This window comes from Psychrosphaera sp. (assembly GCF_982872775.1).
Map to the genome: position 1 here is coordinate 15,752 of NZ_CEYNSH010000026.1, position 18,986 is coordinate 34,737.

The following is an 18,986-nucleotide window of genomic DNA, read 5'->3' on the forward strand; positions in this document are numbered from 1 at the left end:
AGTTAGGAAGTTAGGAAGTTAGGAAGTTAGGAAGTTAGGAAGTTAGGAAGTTAGGAAGTTAGGTAGTTAGGTAGTTAGGTAGTTAGGTAGTTAGGTAGATATCAAAGTTATGTATTTAGAATAAAAAAAGACCCTATTAAGATTTAGGGTCTATGTCACCGATATTTAAGATTGGTGCTGCGTCGAGTTCGTTCGCATCCATCATATTTGCGACACGCTGAACACTAGAAAGCAGTAAGGATTGTTCCCAATCTTCCAATTTGTTGAAACGTTCAATAAAGCTGTCTTCCATAGAACGCGGAGCGTCATTAAGCGTTTGTTCGCCCGTTTCGGTTAAATAAAGGGCAATTCGGCGACGATCTGATTCACTGCGAATTCTTGAGATTAAACTTTTGTTCTCTAGTCTATCTAGAATACTGGTAACGGTGGCCTGGCTTAAATTGACTAAGTCCGATACACGCTTGGCGGTAATCCCTGGATCGGCTTTTAGTTCTTGTAAAACAAGAAGCTGAGGGCCAGTAATACCAACGTCTTTACTCAGTTTTTTTGAACGTAAATCGATAGCGCGAATCACACGGCGTATGGCGACTAACAGCTCTTCATATTTTTCCAAAGTTGCCCCTTAAATTCTTTTATCTTGGAACTTCGATGTTGTTAAGTACAAAGGTCGTGACTTTAACCTTTGAAATGAGCAGGCTCAAGTTTAAACCTGCTCATTTCATTTTTTTGGGCGCAGTTGCTTATGAATTAAGCGTGGATTGTGTTTGGTCGAACACATCTCGCGTCTCTTCACTAGGCTGTTCGCCAAATTTACTAACAAAATAAATTGCCAACGAAGACATCACAAATCCAGGTAACAGCTCATAGAACGTAGAGCTTAGACTTGCGCCATTTTCTAATACAGGTGCGTATTTCCAGAAAATAACCGTCAGTGCACCAGATAAGACACCCGCAATAGCGCCTTCATTTGTCATCCCTTTCCAAAGCAGAGCAAATAAGACAACCGGACCAAACGCTGCGCCGAACCCAGCCCAAGCGCTTGATACTATATCTAGTACGCCACTGCTTGAGTCCATAGAAATTACTGTTGCTACCGCTGCGACAATGACTACACACAAGCGGCTCGTGAACAGAAGTTCTTTCTCTGATGCTTCCTTATTAATGAAGACGCGATAAATGTCCTCAACGAGTGAACTACTTGAAACTAACAACTGAGATGAAACGGTACTCATTATAGCCGCTAGAATTGCAGCCAATAACCAGCCAGCTATAAGTGGGTGGAATAGGATTTGTGATAACACAACAAAAATGGTTTCTGGGTCATCGATTGGTAAGCCTTTTTGCTGTGAATAGAACAAGCCAACAATACCAGTAAGTACTGCACCGATGATCGTTACGGTCATCCAAGACATACCAATTCGTTTAGCAACTTTCACTTCTTTAAAAGAACGAATCGCCATAAAACGTACGATAATATGTGGTTGGCCAAAATAGCCTAATCCCCAAGTCATCAAACTAAGTACACCTAACCAACCAAGTGCGTCTTTGGTGGCGACCTCCGTCGCAAAATCAGAAGTAATCGTTGAGGTAATTTGCCCCAGTCCTTCTAATTCACCCATGGCATAAAGAGGAACCATTATCAGTGCCAAGAACATAATACAGCCTTGAACAAAGTCAGTCATGCTCACCGCAAGAAAGCCACCTAATACAGTATATAAAATAACAACTGAAACCGTGACAAGTACACCCGTCTGGTATGCCATATCAAAGCCGCTTTCAAACAACTTACCGCCAGCAACTAACCCAGAGGACGTATATAAAGTGAAGAAAAAGATAATTACTGCCGAAGCGACAATTCGAACTGAGCTGTTGTTTAAGGAAAAGCGTTTTGAGAAAAACTCAGGAATGGTTAGTGAATCATCGGCTAGTTCGGTATAAACCCTTAGTCTTGGCGCGACGAGTACATAATTGACATAGGCACCAATTAACAAACCCAAAGCAAGCCAAGCGCTGTCTAGTCCGCTGACAAAAGCGGCCCCTGGCAGGCCCATTAACATCCAGCCGCTCATATCTGAGGCACCTGCCGAAAGCGCAGTTACTTTAGGACTTACATTTCGGCCACCTAACAGGTATTCACTGTTGTCAGCTGTTGAGTGACGCATGGCGTAGAAGCCGATGCCCAACATCAACGCAAAATAAAGCAAAATTGATAGAAACGTATAACTTATCAAGGGACACCTTTTCTTTGTAATAATAATTCGTGTTCAAATATTAAATTAGAGTAACACGGGATATTTAAAAGGTCGAATATTTGCTTTTTTATCAGTAGTTATGAGGTTTTGGGCTTGAACTTTCGTAAGCTTTAATTGACGGGGACAAATATTAAAAAGGCATTAATAGTTTCAATGCTAACTATTAATGCCAGAGCAGATTCAGTCAATATAAATAGACAAAAAACGAATATAACTTGCTGAAAGACATCAAATTAGAATAGGTTTTCCTTTTCGGTACTTTTGTCTAGCGACTGCGCACCTTCAATTAATGACTCTGCTTCTTTTGCAAAACTGGGTGGTGTCGGAATGAACTCGATTAATTCCTCAAATCTATCCTTAATTAACCTTGCAATAATATCACTGCCAACCACAATCTCACCTGCTTTAATATGAGAGAGCTTGTCATAAAGCGTTAATACTGCTTGTTTTACAAGCCAAATTTCCTTTTCTGACACTAACGACACCTTGTGTAACGTAACTAACGCCTCGATATGCTCTGCCATAGATTTTACGTAGGGTGAGATGTAAGACCAACCTCGGTTTTTAGCTAAGCTTTGGCAGATATAAATCTCGTGGTGAATGTTATGCAAATACTTGTTAATGACTTTCTGATCTCGACTGTGGCGGCATTTCATATCAAAAATCTTGCCGTGTTCCAGGTCAAGGTTCCACGAATCAATGACGTTAAGCAGCCTTGTTTCGTGGGGCAGTTTGTTATCAAAGTTAATAATATCTACGTACACATTCACCTTAGTTCGCAATATTTCGTCACTTTGTTCTACTAAGTTGATTAAGCCTTTTGCGCAAGACTCCATCTCGAAATTGATGTGAGTTTTTGATAACAATTGCTCTTGGCTTTCTGCGACTTTGCGGTGAATTAACGCTGATTCATTAATGCTGGCCCGCGCCATTTTTAATTCATGAATCTGAAATCGCAATGTGTATATAAGTAACAACACCATAAAGGCGAGTAATAAAGGTGTCAGCCAGCCACCGAAATACTCACCAATTTGACCTATTTGATTTGGCGTTATTTGACCGTATTTGAAAAAGAGGTAGGTAGCCGCCCCCAAAGACGCGATGACGAGACCAAAGCCTATGACTAAAGCACTAGAAAACGACTTTTCATCAGCGGTAGTGGTCAAAACAGGATTAGACTTCATAAATTAGTTCCATCTTTTTATTATTATTTTTATGTTTTTAGGCTTGTAGAGTGAAGAGAGTCCGCCTATACAAAATAACATAACGACACTTGCCAGTTTCCACAACCGTTTTTTATGCACGGTCACTTAAGCTTCGGTCTTTTGTTTGCTGCTCTAAACGTTCTACCCACATAGTGGTAGCACCACAAATAGCGGCTGGCATGACGAGCAAGTTAACAAATGGCAAAGTGGTGACGATAGAAACTGTCGCACCAAATCCAAAACAGGCCGCTTTGTTGTCACTTAATATGTAGCGCATAAAGTCAAAACTGTACTTGTTGTTGTCAAAGGCATAATCACAATATTGAATCGCTAACACCCATGCAATAAAAGCAAACCAAACCAATTGACCAATAACCGGGAAAAACCATCCTATTAAGAAAAAGCCAATCATTCGTGGAATAAAATAAGTTAACTTGCGCCACTCACGTTTCAAGGTGTGAGGGATAGCTTTGAGTAATGCAGAAACGGTATCTTGTTTTGGCTGTTCGCCTTTTAAATGCATTTCAACTCGTTCGGCAAGGACACCATTGAACGGTGCCGCAAGCCAATTAGCGACGGTCGTGAAAAACATTCCAAACAAAATAATAATAACAATTAAAGCTAAAGGGAGGATGATGAACTCGAGCCAACTAAGCCAATCGGGAATATTGTTGTGAACCCAATTTATATGCTCGGTGATTTCGGAGTACAAATAGTAAAAGGCACTGACAAAAAGGACAAAGTTTACGAACAACGGAATTAAAATGAATCGTTTTAATCCCTTGGTGCGCAATAAACTAAATCCCTTAAAAAAATAACTGACACCATCGCCCATTGTCATTTACCGACTCCTCTTTTTATTTTGTTTAGTAAGTTTAAATGTAACCTACAGAGGATAACCTTAACAACTTAGAAGTGTTACAAAGTGCATCCAAATTTGTTATTTTAACCGTTATTAGAGTGATATTGAGCGGCAAATACTCAATTTCAAATTTAACAGTACAGAACCATTAGGTTATCGTTTTAAATTAGTGTTTAATAACGATTCTATTTTCTATAAAAAAATAACAAAAACGATATCTCTTTCATGCGCTTAAAACATATAAAGTTGGTTGGTTTTAAATCCTTTGTCGATGCAACCACCGTTCCTTTTCCAGAACAAATGACGGCTATCGTTGGCCCGAACGGTTGTGGCAAATCGAACGTAATCGATGCTGTGCGATGGGTGTTGGGTGAAAGTTCCGCCAAAAATTTGCGTGGCGATGCGATGACGGATGTTATTTTTAATGGTTCAACCAATCGTAAGCCAGTTTCACAAGCCAGTGTCGAACTTGTTTTTGACAACTCAGAAGGGCGCTTACAAGGCCACTTGGCAGACCGAAGTGAAATTAGTGTTAAACGCGCAGTCACAAAAGAGGCGGTCTCCACTTATTTCTTAAATGGCACTAAATGCCGGCGAAGAGATATTACTGATATATTTTTGGGTACGGGCCTAGGGCCGCGCAGTTACGCGATTATTGAACAAGGCATGATTTCGCGACTCATAGAGTCGAAGCCACAAGAGTTACGCGTGTTTTTAGAAGAAGCTGCCGGTATTTCTAAATATAAAGAGCGTCGCCGCGAAACTGAAAACCGTATCAAACATACCCGAGAAAACCTTGAGCGACTAGCCGATGTAAGAGAAGAGTTAGGAACCCAACTCGAAAAACTAAAGCGACAAGCTGCAACGGCAAGGCGGTTTAAGCAATTAAAACAAGACGAACGCAAATTCAAAGCAGAATTACATGCACTCAAATGGCACGAATATAACGAACAGCTAAATTTTCACGAACAACAACGCCTGATTAAAGAAACGGAACTCGAGTCATTTATTGCTCAACAACGTGGCGGTGAGTTGGGGATCATTAAATTAAAAGAGCAGCTCAACTCGGTAAATGAGAAATCACAAGCCGCTCAACAACAAGTGTTCCAGACAGCAAATACAATTACGAAGTTAGAGCAGCAGATTGTTTTTGAACAAGAAAAACAGTCACAAGCCAAAGAACAAATGGCCAGTTTGCAAGCGTCTATTTCACAATCCAATGAATTAATTGAGCAAGAGCGCGAGTCACTAGCAGAACTTGAAGAGCAACTGCTTGTCGTCGAGCCCGAACAAGAAGTATTGGTTTTGCAGTTAGAGCAAACTCAAGAGCAAGTGGAAGACGCCGAACACAAATACGAGCAACAACAACACAACATTAGTCAGCGTTTGCGAGAGCTAAGCCATGCTCAACAAAGTTTAAAAATTATCGAAACCAAACTGCATCATGTCCAATTAGAGCTAACTCGCACACAGCAACGAAAAACGGACTTAACCCAAGAGTTATCGGATCTACAAAGTCATGCTCATCAAGATGAAATAGCAGCGCTAGAAGTTCAACTATCTGAGATAGAGCAAAAACGCTTTGGACTTGAAGAACAGCATCTTGAATGGACGCAACGTGTGGCTAAGCTTGTTAATAAACGTGACGAGAGTCAGCAGGCACTAACTGACCTAGAAAAACAACAACAAAGTTTTCAGGTAAAAATTGAGCAACTCACCCTTTGGCAAAAAGAATATGAACAATCGAAACTGGCGCAAGCCAAAGGGCTGCCAGAACACTTAGATGTACTTGGATTAGCGATTAACCAATTAGATGTAGAACCACAATGGCAACAAGCTGTTGAAGCAATGTTAGCTCAGCATGGTTCACCGGTGTTAATAGAAAATTTCGATGTATTGGACGCAATGGCCTCCAATGAATTGTTGTCAATATCTGGGCAATTATTAGCACAAGGGAGTTGTGACAGAGAGACGGTAATGCCTGGTTCATTGGCAGCAACGATAAGCTCAGGCGATTACCCGGCATGGTTTAATCGGGTGGCTGCCGTCAATGATCTCGCTCGGGCAAAAGAAATGCTACAGCAAGAAGATTGGCTTTTTGCCGTATTACCATCAGGCCATTGGCTTGGTAAAAACTTTTTTGGCCACTCAAGTGCAAGCACTCAATCGACGGACTCGGTATTTAGTAAACTCGATCAAATTGATGCTTTCAAAAATGCAGAAGCCGACATTCAGACACAATTACAGCTAGAAAAAGTGACTTTTGAGCAGCAACAACAAGCGCTGAAAGATGCGCAACAAACGCTTCATCAAATCGAACAAGACCTGTTAAATACGAAGTCACAATGCCAAGACATCAGCTTAGAGCTTAAGCTGAAGCAGCAACAAGCGCAGCAAATCAAATCTCAACAAGATAAAATTAGAGCTGAAATTACTTCACTTCAAAATCAACTTGAGCAACACGAATACACTCAACAAATGTTGCAAGAAGAACAATTGATGGCACAAGAGACAGAGTTAGAGTTACAGCAACACACTGAACAGTCTGAAGAGGCGAAGGCTGAAGCACAACAATTGTTAAACAATATCAAGTCTCAACTTGAAGTAATCAAAAACAACTATCAGCAAAACCAATTAAAAGTTCAGGCTTTACAAAATCAAACAAGTCATTGTCGATCAAACTTGTCACGTGCCGAACAGCAACAAGCTCAGATGACCGCCAAACTTGCCGATTTACAAACATCTAAGGATGTTGAAGAGACCTCGCTATTGTTGACTGAGCAGCTTGAAGAGCAATTGCAACTGCAATTAGAGCACGAGCAAACGCTTAATGAGTTTAATGCACAAGCTGCTGATATTGCAGAGCAAATCAAAACACTAGAGCAAGGTCAGACTGGCGTGATGGTAAAGCTAGACGCCATGAGAGATGACATTGCGACGATAAAAATGGAAAGTGAAGGTGCGCGAGTTCGTGCTCAAAATATGCTTGAAGTGATCGCAGGATTGGAAGTTAATTTAAAAGAGCTACTCGACAACATGCCACCTGGTGCAAACAAAGAAGAGTGGGCAACTAATCTAGAAAAAACCACCGCATCGATTCAAAGGTTAGGGGCAATTAACCTAGCGGCGATTGAAGAATACGATATCCAAGCAGAGCGCAAAGGGTACTTAGACGAACAGTTTGAAGATTTAGTCAATGCATTAGAAACGCTAGAATCTGCGATACGTAAGATAGACAGAGAGTCTCGCGCCAAGTTTAAAGAAACGTACGACCAAGTAAACGAGGGCCTTCAAACCCTTTTTCCAAAAGTGTTTGGTGGCGGTGCGGCGTACTTAGAGTTGACAGATGATGACTTACTCGAAACGGGCGTGACCATAATGGCTCGTCCTCCAGGCAAGAAAAACTCAACAATCCACCTTTTAAGTGGTGGCGAAAAAGCGCTGACCGCATTATCATTGGTCTTTTCTATATTTAAGCTAAATCCAGCACCGTTTTGTATGTTGGATGAAGTAGATGCACCGCTTGATGATGCCAACGTCGGACGATTTTGTAAGTTAGTTAACGAAATGTCAGATACGGTTCAGTTTATTTATATCAGCCACAACAAAGTGGCAATGGAAATGGCAACCCATTTGACCGGCGTCACTATGCAAGAGCCGGGCGTATCGAGATTAGTTGCTGTTGATATCCAACAAGCGGTAGAAATGGCTGAAGCCATGTAATCCACGGACAGAAGTAAAAGGTTAATAATAAAAATGGCAGAAGAATTACGTTTAGCACTTTCCCTTTTGGGCTCATTGGCTGTTGGTGCCGTTGTGCTTCACGGTATTTGGACCGTTCGAAAGAACAGTTTGCAAGAGCGAAAGCAAGCCGAACTCGAGAAAGAAGATGAGCCAGAAATCGACGAAGAAGAACAAGAAACGCAAGCTCTTCGAATTAAACAAATGGAAATTGATTTTTCTGAGTTAAGTGATCAAGAGCAGGGCGGTGGATTGCCGTTAGGTGAAGTCGACGTTGATTCGATTTACAATAAAAATCAAAACAGCAGCGCATCCGCTGTCGCGTTGGATGAAGTAGATTCACAACAGTCAATGCAGGTAGATAACCCAAATCAAGGTCAACTGTACGAGCAAGCTCATTCTGATGATGGCTCTCAAGGTGTTATGAGGAGTGACGTTAGCAATAATGCGAACAGCGGCAGTATTGAACAAACTGATCCACATTCAAACAACCACTCAAAAAACGAGAATGAAAAGGGCATGGGCGAATTTTTAAGTCATGCCAGAAACGTCACATCAAAAGCCAGCAATGAAGCTGAGAGTGAGCCATTTATTGAAGGCTTTTCGGCGTTAGGGGATATTGAAAACGACGACCGTATAGAGCCTAGTGTTAACTTAGATGAAACCTCGATATCCAGTAACGCTCAGGGGCGTGCTATAGAGTCACCTACTCAATCAAAAGAACAAACTATTACTGCCGAAAAGTCACACGGTACTGTGGATAAAGCACCTGAGGTATTGATTCTATTTGTCGACAAACCAGAAGGTGAAATGATCGAAGGCGCCAAGTTGTTGCCATTGTTGTTAACGCTCGGCTTTAAGTTTGGTGAAATGGACTTTTTCCATCGCCACGAGCAAAGTTCTGGTCATGGTGAAGTTTTATTTAGCCTTGCCAATATGTACAACCCTGGTACGTTTGATATTGATCATATGGAGCAAGTCGCAACGCGTGGTCTTAGTATATTTATGACTTTGCCTAATGCTGGCGAACCATTACAAACATTTAATATGATGCACAATGCGGCCAAGAAAATTGCCGACGAATTTGGCGCTCAAGTACTTGACGCCGAGCGTCAACCATTAGATGTGGTTCGCGTTAGGAACTACGTCGATAAAATCAGGAAGTATTAATAGTACGAAGCATAGTGCTATAGGAAATTTCGCTTAAGGGACTCAAAATGAAAAAGACGACTCAATTATCTTTAATAGCAACCTTAAGCATGTGCTTATTCGCTTGTAGTTCAGAAGATAAAAACTACCTAGGTCAAGGTCAGTTATCTATCGAGCAGCAAGACTACGGCACTGCTGTTATCCAACTTAAAAATGCGGTTCGACAGGCGCCAGAAGATCCAAACGCCAGATATTATTTGGCTCTTGCCTATTTCAACACGGGTGATGCTTCTGGAGCTGAAAAAGAGTTTGAGCGAGCGTTAGAATACGGCTACAGCCCAAACGACGTCATTCCTTATTTGACCAAGCTGTATCAAAGCAAAGGAAATAAAAAAGGCATCTATAAGCTAGTTGCCAAGTCAAAAGGGGTCAAACCTAAAGTTTTAGCTGAATTAAAGCTGTCACAAGCCAAAACCTATGTCGACTCGGGCGAGCACGAAAAAGCCGAAGCCGTCTTGAACGAGTTAAAAGCAATCCCTCACTCTGGCGAATATGGCTTGTTAGGTCTGACGTATTCGTTTGTTATCAAAAATAATATAGAAGCCGCTCTGTCACAACTTGAGCAGTTGTTGGAACAATACCCTGAGCAACTCGAGGCCTTAAGATTAAAAGGCAAATTACTCATCGCCAGTGGCAAAAATAGTGAAGCGTTAACGACGCTACAGTCCTATGTCGAACTAAACCCCAAAGATTACAATAGCCAAATATATTTGGCTAAATTATACCTCGAAGACAAGCAGCCGGAACGAGTCTTAGCAATCGTTAATCCTTTGCTAGAGACGTTTCCGCAAGCCATAGAACTGTTATCACTTAAAGCAAACACCCTAATAGAGCAAAGTAAGTTTGACGAGGCACTAGTTGTCGCAGAAGAGGTCATTTTACTGAATAGTGAAGATGTACCTGCAAGGTTGATGGCCGGTGTAAGTGCTTATTACAGTAATGACTTTGTTACTGCAGATAAACATCTCTCTATTATTGCGGGCTTATTACCTGCAGATCATATCGGCTTACGTATATTAGCAGATAGTCAGCTCAAACTAGGTGAGTCTGTTGCGGCAAATGACACGATGGAAATGCTTTCGCAGGCAGTGTTTTCAGACGGTCAAGCTTCAACCAATCAGGATGCGTTATTACTTTCGCAGTTGGGCCACAGCTTGGTTCGTGACGGTGAGATCAAAAAGGCAAAATCAGTCCTAGCCAAACTCCCCACAAACCTAGAGCAGCCTGAATCACTATTTAATCTGGGTGTCCTAAAATTATCGTTAAATGATATTAGTGGTATTGAAGATTTGGAGCTTGCGGCCGGTAAGCTAGAGCAAAATCCAGTACAGCTTAATAATGTATTAGCGATGGCCTACTTAAAGACAGCTCAATACGATAAAGCACTTAGTATTGCAGATGAGTTGGCAACAAGTGAGTCGACTCAACTAGAAGCTGAAGTTTTACGAGCGAAAGTGGCGTTGTTAAAAGGTGAAAGGGATACAGCCACTTCACTTTTAAATCGTGCTGCTCAAATGGCACCTCAAAATCCTGCTTTGCAGCTGTCTAATATCATGATTAAACCGTTGACCACAGAGACTCAAGCAAAAGAGCGGATTCGCCAATTAGATAAGTTATTGGTTAGCTTCCCGACCTACGTTCCGGCTATTATTCAGCACTACGGTGTAACCAAGCAGTATGATTTACCGAGAAAAATGGTCACTTATTTAAATGACATGCTGTCAGATAATGAGTCATCAAGAGAGTCGACTGGTTTAGACTCAAAGTTAACAACACAGCTGAATTTTACTCTTGCGAATATGTTGTTGTCTGAAGGGCAATCAGCTGAGGCGGTTAACAAATTAGAAGCTATAAGACAGTCTATCGAAAGTGAAATCGATGGTGGCTCACATCTGCCTGTTAATAAAAAAGCCAAACACGTTTTGTATCAGCAGTTAGCTCGTGCGTATATCAGTAATAATGAAATGCCAAAAGCGTTTGATATCTTCAAAACATGGTATGACGAAGCGCCTTCTCATGGACCAGCAGTAATAGGATACGTCAGAGCATTACAAGCACAAAACGATATTGGCAAAGCCTATCAAGTTACCTCTAAGTTTTTAAAGAAGGTATCAGAGTCAAACCCTCAAGTGACACTTTTACATTTACAAAACTCGCTGCTTTCTCAGAAGCTAAGTGAATTTGATGCTTTGTATGAGACGTTGGACGAAAACGTCGTTCAATTACCATTTGTACATGGTCTTTACGGACACCGACTCTTAATCGACAAAAAGCCCGAGCTTGCATTAGAGCATCTCGAACGGGCTTATCAATCGATTCCATCGCCACGCGTCGCCTCTTTATTGGCTACTAGTATAAATGCCGTAAAAGGTGAACAAGCGCTCGTTGCGTTTTTGAAAGAGCATCTGAGCCGCCATAATAATGACGAACTTAATTCGTTGCGTTATGCGACATTGATGACCTATAAAAACAATAGTGAAGCAATCAAATATTACCGAAAAGTACTTGAGCTAAATAAAAATAATGCCGTTGCTAGTAACAACCTAGCGCACGTGTACATGACTGAAAACAATCTTGATGAAGCGCTGGAATTCGGTGAGAATGCTTTACGTGTTGCGCCAAACAACGCAAACATTTTAGATACGGTCGGTATGATCAACCTTAAAATAGGCAACACTGAGCGTGCTTTAGAACTAATATCAAAGGCTGTCTTGGAGGCTAAGCCACAAGCATCAGATGAAATGTTTGTTAATTATATTGAAGTCTTGTTAGTGAATAATGAAGGAAAGCTAGCGAGTCGTAAAATTGACGAGCGCTCAATTAGTGACAGCCGACAAGCAGAACGTTTGGAAAAGCTAAAGTTGGAGTATTTAAAGGCGGATAAGAAAGGCTAAGCTTTAATGCCTTTGGTAAGTGAAGGGCCAGATTTTTTCTGGCCATAAGCGTCGTAGGTGGCGTTTTTACTGCCACCGAGCAATAGAGACTTGACCTGGTCGATAGCGACTTCATTTTGTTTAGCGGTTAGATAGATGACTTCGTTTTGAGTTTGGCACTCTTTTAGTAAGTCATTGACCACGTCCTTTGCTTTGATAAGCTCTGGTTCCGTTGTTAGCGCTTCTACGTTGGGCGTACCTGCGATGGATTGATCGGTTTCAACCACCTTTTTCAGTAGCGCTTCTTTTTGATTTGCAATCTCGATGAGCTTCTCACCCGCACGTGATTTAATTGCGTCGAGCTCTTCAGCAAGTACAGACTTGAGCTGCACCAATAATTGCGTCTGCTCTTGCAACAAGTGCGTGAGTGATGAGAATTGAGATTGTTCAGTCATAGTTATAGTTTAAACTCAAAGTCGGCTAGCTTTTCAGCTAATTTATCATAGTTAATCTTGTATGCACCATCAGCAATCGCTTGTTTGACTTGCTCAACCTTTTTACGGTCAAAATTTTCTGTATCAGAAATCTTTTTTTGCAGATCTTTTAACTGTTTTGCTTGTGGCGTCAATGCTACCGAGTCTTTTTCAGCAGACTTTAAGCTACTGGCTTGTTGACTCGATCGCTGTGCACTGTCCTGCTTGGCTTGCTCAAGCTTTTGATTTGTAGGTGAATATACAGAGTTGTTTACTCCGTTATTCTTACCATTATTTACGTTGTTTACCATAACACACCCATCACGTATTTTTCTTCAATAAACTTATCGGCACCAAACTCATATTCTTTAGGGCTTTGAAGCATATTATCTGAAAAAACTTCTAACGTCTTATAGTTTAACTAAAATTTGACGCAAATCATCTATTACGCCTTTGATTACACGCTCCGAAGCGTTGTTTTTTACACGTATGGAATCACCATACGAACCGTTTTCCATTGCGGTTCCAGAAGTCTTTATCTGCATGTTAGCCATACTTGCAATAATCGACACACTGTCGCCTTTACAAACTAAACAGACATCGCTGCTTGAGATCTGATAGCCTCTAGCAATGTTTCGCAAAGCGCGACCTCCTTCAATGATGTCAGGGTTACTCGTCGCTTTGTTTTTAACTCTGTGCTTATCGACCAGTGCAAGTTTTAACATATCAGCAGAAATAATCTCGCCTTTTGCTATGTTTGTTCTTGTCACTATGGTCTCTATTAATTCTTGCACGCGGACTTGCACGTACGCTTTCCATTCGTGCCCTTCAGCTAAGCATTCGGCCTTTACAGGAAACTGACGACTGAAAGAGCGTTGCTGAGACATAGTAACCGAAATAGTTTCAGGACACTGTTTGACCCTAATTCGCGAGTCCAATGGCATAGCCGTCACAGTTATATTTGAGCTGTTATTTGGATTAATTTGTGTTGTTACGTATTCAGAAACTTCTTTTAAAAGAGTATCATGCGCTAAAGTTCGTTGCCCAATAGCCGATACTGAAGAGGCATGAATTATCAAATAAACACTCGTTAAAATAATTATTAACAATTTTTTCAACATATTAATCGCCTTTTTACTATGCTGTATCATATAGTTAAAGATAATGACAAAATCACCGACTCTCGATGTATTGGTCTATTATTAAATAGCCCAAGTGACGACGAAAATTTGACGTTGAATTATCAATAACCTAATTTTTTAATACGCTACTACAGAGGTTTTACAACTTGCTAGCCGCAGCCTTTTAAAATCAAAGGGTTTAATCGGCTTCAAATCTTATCTAAATAAGATGTAGCAAGTATCGTTCCTAGTTTTGGAGAAAGTTTATGGCGGGTATTCTTGACTCAGTCAATCAAAGAACCCAATTAGTTGGTCAGAACAGACTTGAATTACTATTGTTTAAATTGAAAGGACGTCAAAGATACGGAATAAACGTATTTAAAGTCAGAGAGGTACTTCAATGTCCACCTCTCACTTCAATGCCCAAACTCAATTCCTTTGTGAAAGGCATAGCGCACATTCGTGGTCAAACTATCTCAGTTATCGATATGGGGTTGGCAACGGGCGGTCGCCCAATCGAAGATGTGACCAATAGCTTCATCATTATTACAGAATACAACCGAACCATTCAGGGCTTTTTAGTCGACTCGGTCGAACGAATCGTGAACTTGAATTGGGAGTCGATTATGCCTCCGCCGCAAGGTTCGGGTCGATACAATTATCTAACCGCAGTAACCGAAATAGACAAAGAGCTGGTCGAAATCCTCGACGTTGAAAAAATCCTGGAAGAAATTGCACCTTCAAGTACGGAAGTAAGTGAAGGGATCGTGTCTGATTCTGGTATTAAAGAAGACTTAGGCAGCCGCACGATTGTCATCGTTGATGACTCATCAGTTGCGCGTAACCAGGTTAAAAGAGCGTTAGAAGGAGTCGGGCTACCAATTGTTGCGTTAAAGAATGGTAAAGAAGGCTTAGATTATTTAGCGGAAGTAGCCGCTGAATGTAATGAGTCAATTACGGAAAAAATCGGCCTGCTGATTTCTGACGTCGAGATGCCAGAAATGGATGGTTATACTTTGACGGCTGAAGTAAAGTCCAGACCTAAAATGGCTGATCTTCATGTAATATTACATACTTCACTAAGCGGTGTTTTCAATCATGCAATGGTAGAAAAGGTAGGTGCAGATGACTTTATTGCTAAATTCAACCCTGATGAACTGGCTGGTGCCGTTCAAAAATGGCTGCATGCAGACTAAGCCATTACGGCTTTTAGTTTGTGTAATTGGGAATTGAAAAGGCAAACCAGAGATTATCTATAGTGGCAAATAAAGAGCTCGGTGATAACGAATACCGCATTTTTTGTGAATTTTTAGAGAAGCAATGCGGTATTGTTTTGGGCACCAACAAAATGTATCTAGTGAAAAGTCGCTTGTCGCCCTTAATGACAAGGTTCGGACTCGATTCTCTTGAGGCGTTAGTCAACAAAACCCTCAAACCAACAGAACGCCAACTTCGCGCTGCGGTCGTTGATGCAATGACCACCAACGAAACCTTATGGTTTAGAGACACCTATCCATTCGAACTGCTCAAGACGACAATTTTTCCAGAAGTTGATAAGGGCAGGGGTGTCAAAATTTGGTCAGCGGCAAGTTCATCTGGTCAAGAGCCGTACTCTATTGCTATGAGCATAGATGAGTATAAGCGAAAACAAGGCACTCGAGCCTCTGCCAACTACTCAGTTGTTGGTACAGATATTAGTAATACGATGCTAGAGCTTTGTAAAAACGCAGAATATGACCATCTGGCTCTGTCTCGTGGACTTTCGACAGAAAGACGGAGTAACTATTTTACTGATAGTGGTAACGGCATGATGCAGGTTAAGGCAGATATTCGCCGCATGGTGTCATTTCGCCACTTAAATTTGCTAGATAGTTTTAGCTTGATGGGTAAATTCGATATTATTTTTTGTCGAAACGTACTCATATATTTTTCACCAGAGATCAAATCTCAGATCATCAACAAGTTTGCTGAGCAATTGAATCCTAATGGTTATTTAATATTAGGTGCCTCAGAATCTATGTCCGGATTAAGCGATAAGTACGAAATGATCCGCTGTAATCCAGGAATCATTTACAAGAAAAAATAAGCGCCAAAATTTTTTGGCCTTTTTTTTGCATTTCATTTTGTCATAACGAATCACTGCTTGTGGAGCAATTATGGCAATCAGTCTAGATAAAGCATTTGGTATACACCAACACGCCCTATTAGTGCGGTCTGACCGTGCCGAAGTGTTGGCTAGTAACATTGCCAATGCTGACACCCCAGGATACAAGGCAAAAGATATAGATTTTGCCGATGCGCTTGCTAATGCGCAGAAAAAGTCTGGCTATAACATGTCTCGAACCCATGAGAAGCACTACGACTTGTCCATAAATATGAACTCCAGCAGCAAGTTTCGAAACCCTATGCAACCAGACACTGGCGATGGTAACAGTGTCGATGTTCAAGTTGAGCGTAATAACTTTATGCAAAACTCGATGGAATATCAGACAAGTTTGCGCTTTTTAAACGGAAAGATTAAAGCGCTCAATAAAGCGTTGAGCGGAGGACAGTAATCATGAGCTTATATAATGTATTTGATGTATCGGGCACGGGGATGAGTGCGCAATCAGTTCGCCTAAATACCACGGCAAGTAACATTGCCAATGCCAATACCGTTTCTAGCAGCGTTGATCAAACTTACCGTGCTCGCCATCCAGTTTTTGCCGCAGAAATGACAAAAGCTCAGGATGAGCAGTCACAAGGCGTAAATGTATTAGGTATCGTTGAAAGTGATGCGCCGCTCAAAATTGAGTACAGCCCAAATCACCCAATGGCCGATAGTGAAGGTTATATTTATAAACCAAACGTAAACGTAGTCGAAGAGATGGCGAACATGATTTCGGCCTCTCGTTCTTACCAAACAAATGTACAACTAGCCGATGCAGCCAAAACGATGTTAAGTAAAACACTGCAAATGGGTCAAAGATAAGGTAGCCGAATATGATTAATAACAACACTATCAACCCGGCTACTGAGAAATTGCGTTGGCAAGAAGAAGACATCACGACCAATGAAATCAATGGTCAGTTGGGTCAAGAAGACTTCTTTACATTACTTACCACGCAGTTGTCGATGCAAGATCCAATGAACCCAACGAGTAATGAAGACATGATTGCTCAGATGACACAGTTCACTATGGCTGAGGGTATTTCGGACTTAGGCGGCAAATTCGATCAATTGAGCGCATCAATGACCTCCAATCAGGCGCTTGAAGCTTCTTCTTTAGTAGGTCGTAATGTATTAACCGCAAGCCCTGTTGCTTATTCCGACGGCAAGGGCATAAGTGGTCAAATTCCACTTCAAAATTCGACACAAAACGTCATCGTTGAGGTCAAACACCAAAATGGGCAATCGGTTGCCATGTCATACGGCAGTCAAAATGCCGGTATGTTGGACTTCGCTTGGGATGGTAAAGGCCCGAATGGCGAACCTTGGCCTCCAGGACAATACGAAATTACCGTAAATGGCTTGCCTGCGGGTGCAACAGAGGCACAACAGCTTCCTGTTTTAACTTATGGCAATGTAAGTTCTGTCACCCTGGGACAGAATGGCACAGGTCTTGAATTAAATATTCAAGGTTTGGGTTCAATCGGACTTGCTGACATTTTAGCAGTCGGTGAATAGATTAGTAAAAGTAGGAGAATCCTATGTCTTTTAATATCGCCTTAAGTGGCTTAAAAGCAGCGCAAAAAGATTTAGATGTAACCGCGAACAATATCGCCAACGTAAATACGTATGGCTTTAAAGAGTCTCGCGCAGAATTTGCGGATGTATATTCTTCATCCATTTTTACTAACGCCAAGACCGCTAATGGTGAAGGTGTACTAGTAAATGACGTCGCTCAACAGTTTGGGCAAGGTAGTTTATTGTTCACCTCAAACTCGCTTGATATGGCGATTTCTGGTGGTGGCTTCTTCGCGATGACCAATGACTTATTAAGTCGAGATATTACTTATACTCGTGCTGGTGCGTTTAAACTTAATTCAGAGAACTACATTGTTGACTCAAACGGCAGTTTTTTGCAGGGCTTTCCCGTCAACGACGATGGCTCTGTTAAATCTGTATCTCTAAGTACAACAACGCCAATCGAAGTTCCTGATACAGCGGGCGCGCCGCAACAAACGGCTCAAATTGATATGTCTTTTAATTTAGACAGTGGTGAATTCCCTATAGATCCAACTCAATTTGACCCAACAGATACGAATACCTACACAGCTTCTACGTCAACAGTCGTATATGACTCACTAGGTAATAGCCGAATTGCATCAATGTATTTTGTTCGTACTTCATCTCCGACAAACGTTCAAACGGCAGCTGCGGCTGACGGTACTTCTGCAACCGATGGTTTTGTTGGTGGTTTGGCAGCCGTACCTGCGACAGAGCAAAACAATGAAAACAGCTGGATGGTATTTGCTACGGTAACAGATGAGCAAGGCAATACGGTTCCTGTTGATTTAGAAAATGATAATGTCTTGGGAACAACCGGTGTCGAATTTGAGACTCGTTCGGGCCAACGCGGAATGCTCCTGCAATTTGATAGCTCTGGTGCCGTTGCACCAGATACATTCCCGTATCCTAGAATGGAACGTTTGGGTGAAACAACAGCACCAACAACGATTGCACCACCTCCAACCGCACCTTATGACGGTGCTGGTGTTATTACCAATGGTGCTGATCCGGATCAACGAATTAACTTAAACTTCAGTAACTTGAATCAATTTTCAGCACCATTTGAAGTCTCAGCACTGAGCCAAGATGGTAAAACGGTTGGTCGATTAACAGGTGTGACAATTGGTACTGATGGTCTTATCGAAGCTAAATATTCAAATGGTGACTCAGTTCCGGTTACCAAAATAGCGCTTGTACGTTTTGCGAATGACCAAGGTTTGACCCAAATTGGTAATACATCTTGGACCGAAAGCCAAGACTCAGGTTCGCCTTTAGCGGGTGAGGCTGACTCGGGTACGTTTGGTCAAATTCGATCAGGCACACTTGAGCAGTCAAACACAAACTTAACAACAGAGTTGGTTGACCTAATAACGGCTCAGCGTAACTATCAGGCGAACTCAAGAGCGCTGGAAGTTAACTCTACAATCACACAGACAATCTTACAGCTACGTTAATTTTAACCGTCGTTAAAAACGATTAGCACGCACGACTTAGGTTGATTTACTTATTTATTTTTTTGCCATGGAGGTGATGTAAATG

General features: G+C 41.5%; 16 protein-coding genes. 9 read left to right on the forward strand and 7 right to left on the reverse strand.

Going from position 1 to position 18,986, the window contains the following annotated elements; translation table 11 throughout:
• Positions 1 to 136: 136 nt before the first annotated feature.
• The 4 genes from AC4E96_RS09125 to cysZ form a co-directional block, all read right to left on the reverse strand.
• The gene (locus tag AC4E96_RS09125; protein WP_488033851.1) at positions 137 to 613 is read right to left on the reverse strand and encodes a MarR family winged helix-turn-helix transcriptional regulator; all 477 of its coding nucleotides are present in this window, start codon (positions 611 to 613) and stop codon (positions 137 to 139) included.
• 127 nt (positions 614 to 740) lie between these two features.
• The gene (putP, locus tag AC4E96_RS09130) at positions 741 to 2,231 is read right to left on the reverse strand and encodes a sodium/proline symporter PutP (protein ID WP_490255601.1); all 1,491 of its coding nucleotides are present in this window, start codon (positions 2,229 to 2,231) and stop codon (positions 741 to 743) included.
• 254 nt (positions 2,232 to 2,485) lie between these two features.
• Entirely contained in the window at positions 2,486 to 3,436 is a 951-nt protein-coding gene (locus AC4E96_RS09135; RefSeq protein WP_488033849.1) for a hypothetical protein, read from the reverse strand.
• Positions 3,437 to 3,548: 112 nt separating this feature from the next.
• A complete protein-coding gene (gene cysZ, locus AC4E96_RS09140) occupies positions 3,549 to 4,298 on the reverse strand; it encodes a sulfate transporter CysZ (RefSeq protein ID WP_488033848.1) in 750 nt (249 codons plus the stop codon).
• 246 nt (positions 4,299 to 4,544) lie between these two features.
• Here cysZ and smc point away from each other — a divergent pair, with 246 nt between their 5' ends.
• From smc to prsT, 3 genes are read left to right on the forward strand one after another with little or no spacing between them, the layout of a single operon-like run.
• Entirely contained in the window at positions 4,545 to 8,042 is a 3,498-nt protein-coding gene (gene smc, locus AC4E96_RS09145) for a chromosome segregation protein SMC (RefSeq protein WP_490255602.1), read from the forward strand.
• 33 nt (positions 8,043 to 8,075) lie between these two features.
• Positions 8,076 to 9,230: a cell division protein ZipA gene (zipA, locus tag AC4E96_RS09150; RefSeq protein WP_490255603.1), complete on the forward strand. Its 1,155-nt coding sequence runs from the start codon at positions 8,076 to 8,078 to the stop codon at positions 9,228 to 9,230.
• A 47-nt stretch (positions 9,231 to 9,277) separates the two neighbouring features.
• On the forward strand, positions 9,278 to 12,163 hold the full coding sequence (gene prsT, locus AC4E96_RS09155) for an XrtA/PEP-CTERM system TPR-repeat protein PrsT (protein ID WP_490255604.1): 2,886 nt from the start codon (positions 9,278 to 9,280) through the stop codon (positions 12,161 to 12,163).
• Here the strand turns inward: prsT and flgN are convergent.
• From flgN to flgA, 3 genes are all read right to left on the reverse strand, one after another.
• Positions 12,160 to 12,597, reverse strand: a complete 438-nt coding sequence (flgN, locus tag AC4E96_RS09160; protein ID WP_488033844.1) for a flagellar export chaperone FlgN — start codon at positions 12,595 to 12,597, stop codon at positions 12,160 to 12,162. The two genes, prsT and flgN, sit on opposite strands and share 4 nt — an antisense overlap.
• A 2-nt stretch (positions 12,598 to 12,599) precedes the next feature.
• The gene (gene flgM / locus AC4E96_RS09165) at positions 12,600 to 12,926 is read right to left on the reverse strand and encodes a flagellar biosynthesis anti-sigma factor FlgM (RefSeq protein WP_490255605.1); all 327 of its coding nucleotides are present in this window, start codon (positions 12,924 to 12,926) and stop codon (positions 12,600 to 12,602) included.
• A gap of 99 nt (positions 12,927 to 13,025) precedes the next feature.
• Positions 13,026 to 13,736 carry a flagellar basal body P-ring formation chaperone FlgA gene (gene flgA, locus AC4E96_RS09170; RefSeq protein ID WP_488033842.1) on the reverse strand — a complete coding sequence of 237 codons (711 nt, stop codon included), beginning with the start codon at positions 13,734 to 13,736 and terminating at the stop codon, positions 13,026 to 13,028.
• Positions 13,737 to 14,002: 266 nt separating this feature from the next.
• Here flgA and AC4E96_RS09175 point away from each other — a divergent pair, with 266 nt between their 5' ends.
• The 6 genes from AC4E96_RS09175 to flgE all read left to right on the forward strand — a co-directional run bounded on the left by AC4E96_RS09175 (position 14,003) and on the right by flgE (position 18,901).
• A complete protein-coding gene (locus AC4E96_RS09175; protein WP_488033841.1) occupies positions 14,003 to 14,932 on the forward strand; it encodes a chemotaxis protein CheV in 930 nt (309 codons plus the stop codon).
• A 62-nt stretch (positions 14,933 to 14,994) separates the two neighbouring features.
• Positions 14,995 to 15,822 carry a CheR family methyltransferase gene (locus AC4E96_RS09180; RefSeq protein WP_488033856.1) on the forward strand — a complete coding sequence of 276 codons (828 nt, stop codon included), beginning with the start codon at positions 14,995 to 14,997 and terminating at the stop codon, positions 15,820 to 15,822.
• A gap of 70 nt (positions 15,823 to 15,892) precedes the next feature.
• Positions 15,893 to 16,291, forward strand: a complete 399-nt coding sequence (flgB, locus tag AC4E96_RS09185) for a flagellar basal body rod protein FlgB (RefSeq protein WP_488033840.1) — start codon at positions 15,893 to 15,895, stop codon at positions 16,289 to 16,291.
• Positions 16,292 to 16,293: 2 nt separating this feature from the next.
• A complete protein-coding gene (gene flgC, locus AC4E96_RS09190) occupies positions 16,294 to 16,707 on the forward strand; it encodes a flagellar basal body rod protein FlgC (protein WP_488033839.1) in 414 nt (137 codons plus the stop codon).
• A gap of 11 nt (positions 16,708 to 16,718) precedes the next feature.
• A complete protein-coding gene (locus tag AC4E96_RS09195; protein ID WP_488033838.1) occupies positions 16,719 to 17,402 on the forward strand; it encodes a flagellar hook assembly protein FlgD in 684 nt (227 codons plus the stop codon).
• A gap of 23 nt (positions 17,403 to 17,425) precedes the next feature.
• Entirely contained in the window at positions 17,426 to 18,901 is a 1,476-nt protein-coding gene (flgE, locus tag AC4E96_RS09200) for a flagellar hook protein FlgE (RefSeq protein WP_490255606.1), read from the forward strand.
• The last annotated feature ends 85 nt before the right edge of the window (positions 18,902 to 18,986 follow it).

Bases quoted from the DNA above. Each gene is read 5' to 3' on its own strand.
- AC4E96_RS09135 (WP_488033849.1), bottom strand. From the start codon at position 3,436: ATGAAGTCTAATCCTGTTTTGACCACTACCGCTGATGAAAAGTCGTTT.
- cysZ (WP_488033848.1), bottom strand. From the start codon at position 4,298: ATGACAATGGGCGATGGTGTCAGTTATTTTTTTAAGGGATTTAGTTTA.
- smc (WP_490255602.1), top strand. From the start codon at position 4,545: ATGCGCTTAAAACATATAAAGTTGGTTGGTTTTAAATCCTTTGTCGAT.
- zipA (WP_490255603.1), top strand. From the start codon at position 8,076: ATGGCAGAAGAATTACGTTTAGCACTTTCCCTTTTGGGCTCATTGGCT.
- prsT (WP_490255604.1), top strand. From the start codon at position 9,278: ATGAAAAAGACGACTCAATTATCTTTAATAGCAACCTTAAGCATGTGC.
- flgN (WP_488033844.1), bottom strand. From the start codon at position 12,597: ATGACTGAACAATCTCAATTCTCATCACTCACGCACTTGTTGCAAGAG.
- flgM (WP_490255605.1), bottom strand. From the start codon at position 12,926: ATGGTAAACAACGTAAATAATGGTAAGAATAACGGAGTAAACAACTCT.
- flgA (WP_488033842.1), bottom strand. From the start codon at position 13,736: ATGTTGAAAAAATTGTTAATAATTATTTTAACGAGTGTTTATTTGATA.
- AC4E96_RS09175 (WP_488033841.1), top strand. From the start codon at position 14,003: ATGGCGGGTATTCTTGACTCAGTCAATCAAAGAACCCAATTAGTTGGT.
- flgB (WP_488033840.1), top strand. From the start codon at position 15,893: ATGGCAATCAGTCTAGATAAAGCATTTGGTATACACCAACACGCCCTA.
- flgC (WP_488033839.1), top strand. From the start codon at position 16,294: ATGAGCTTATATAATGTATTTGATGTATCGGGCACGGGGATGAGTGCG.
- AC4E96_RS09195 (WP_488033838.1), top strand. From the start codon at position 16,719: ATGATTAATAACAACACTATCAACCCGGCTACTGAGAAATTGCGTTGG.
- flgE (WP_490255606.1), top strand. From the start codon at position 17,426: ATGTCTTTTAATATCGCCTTAAGTGGCTTAAAAGCAGCGCAAAAAGAT.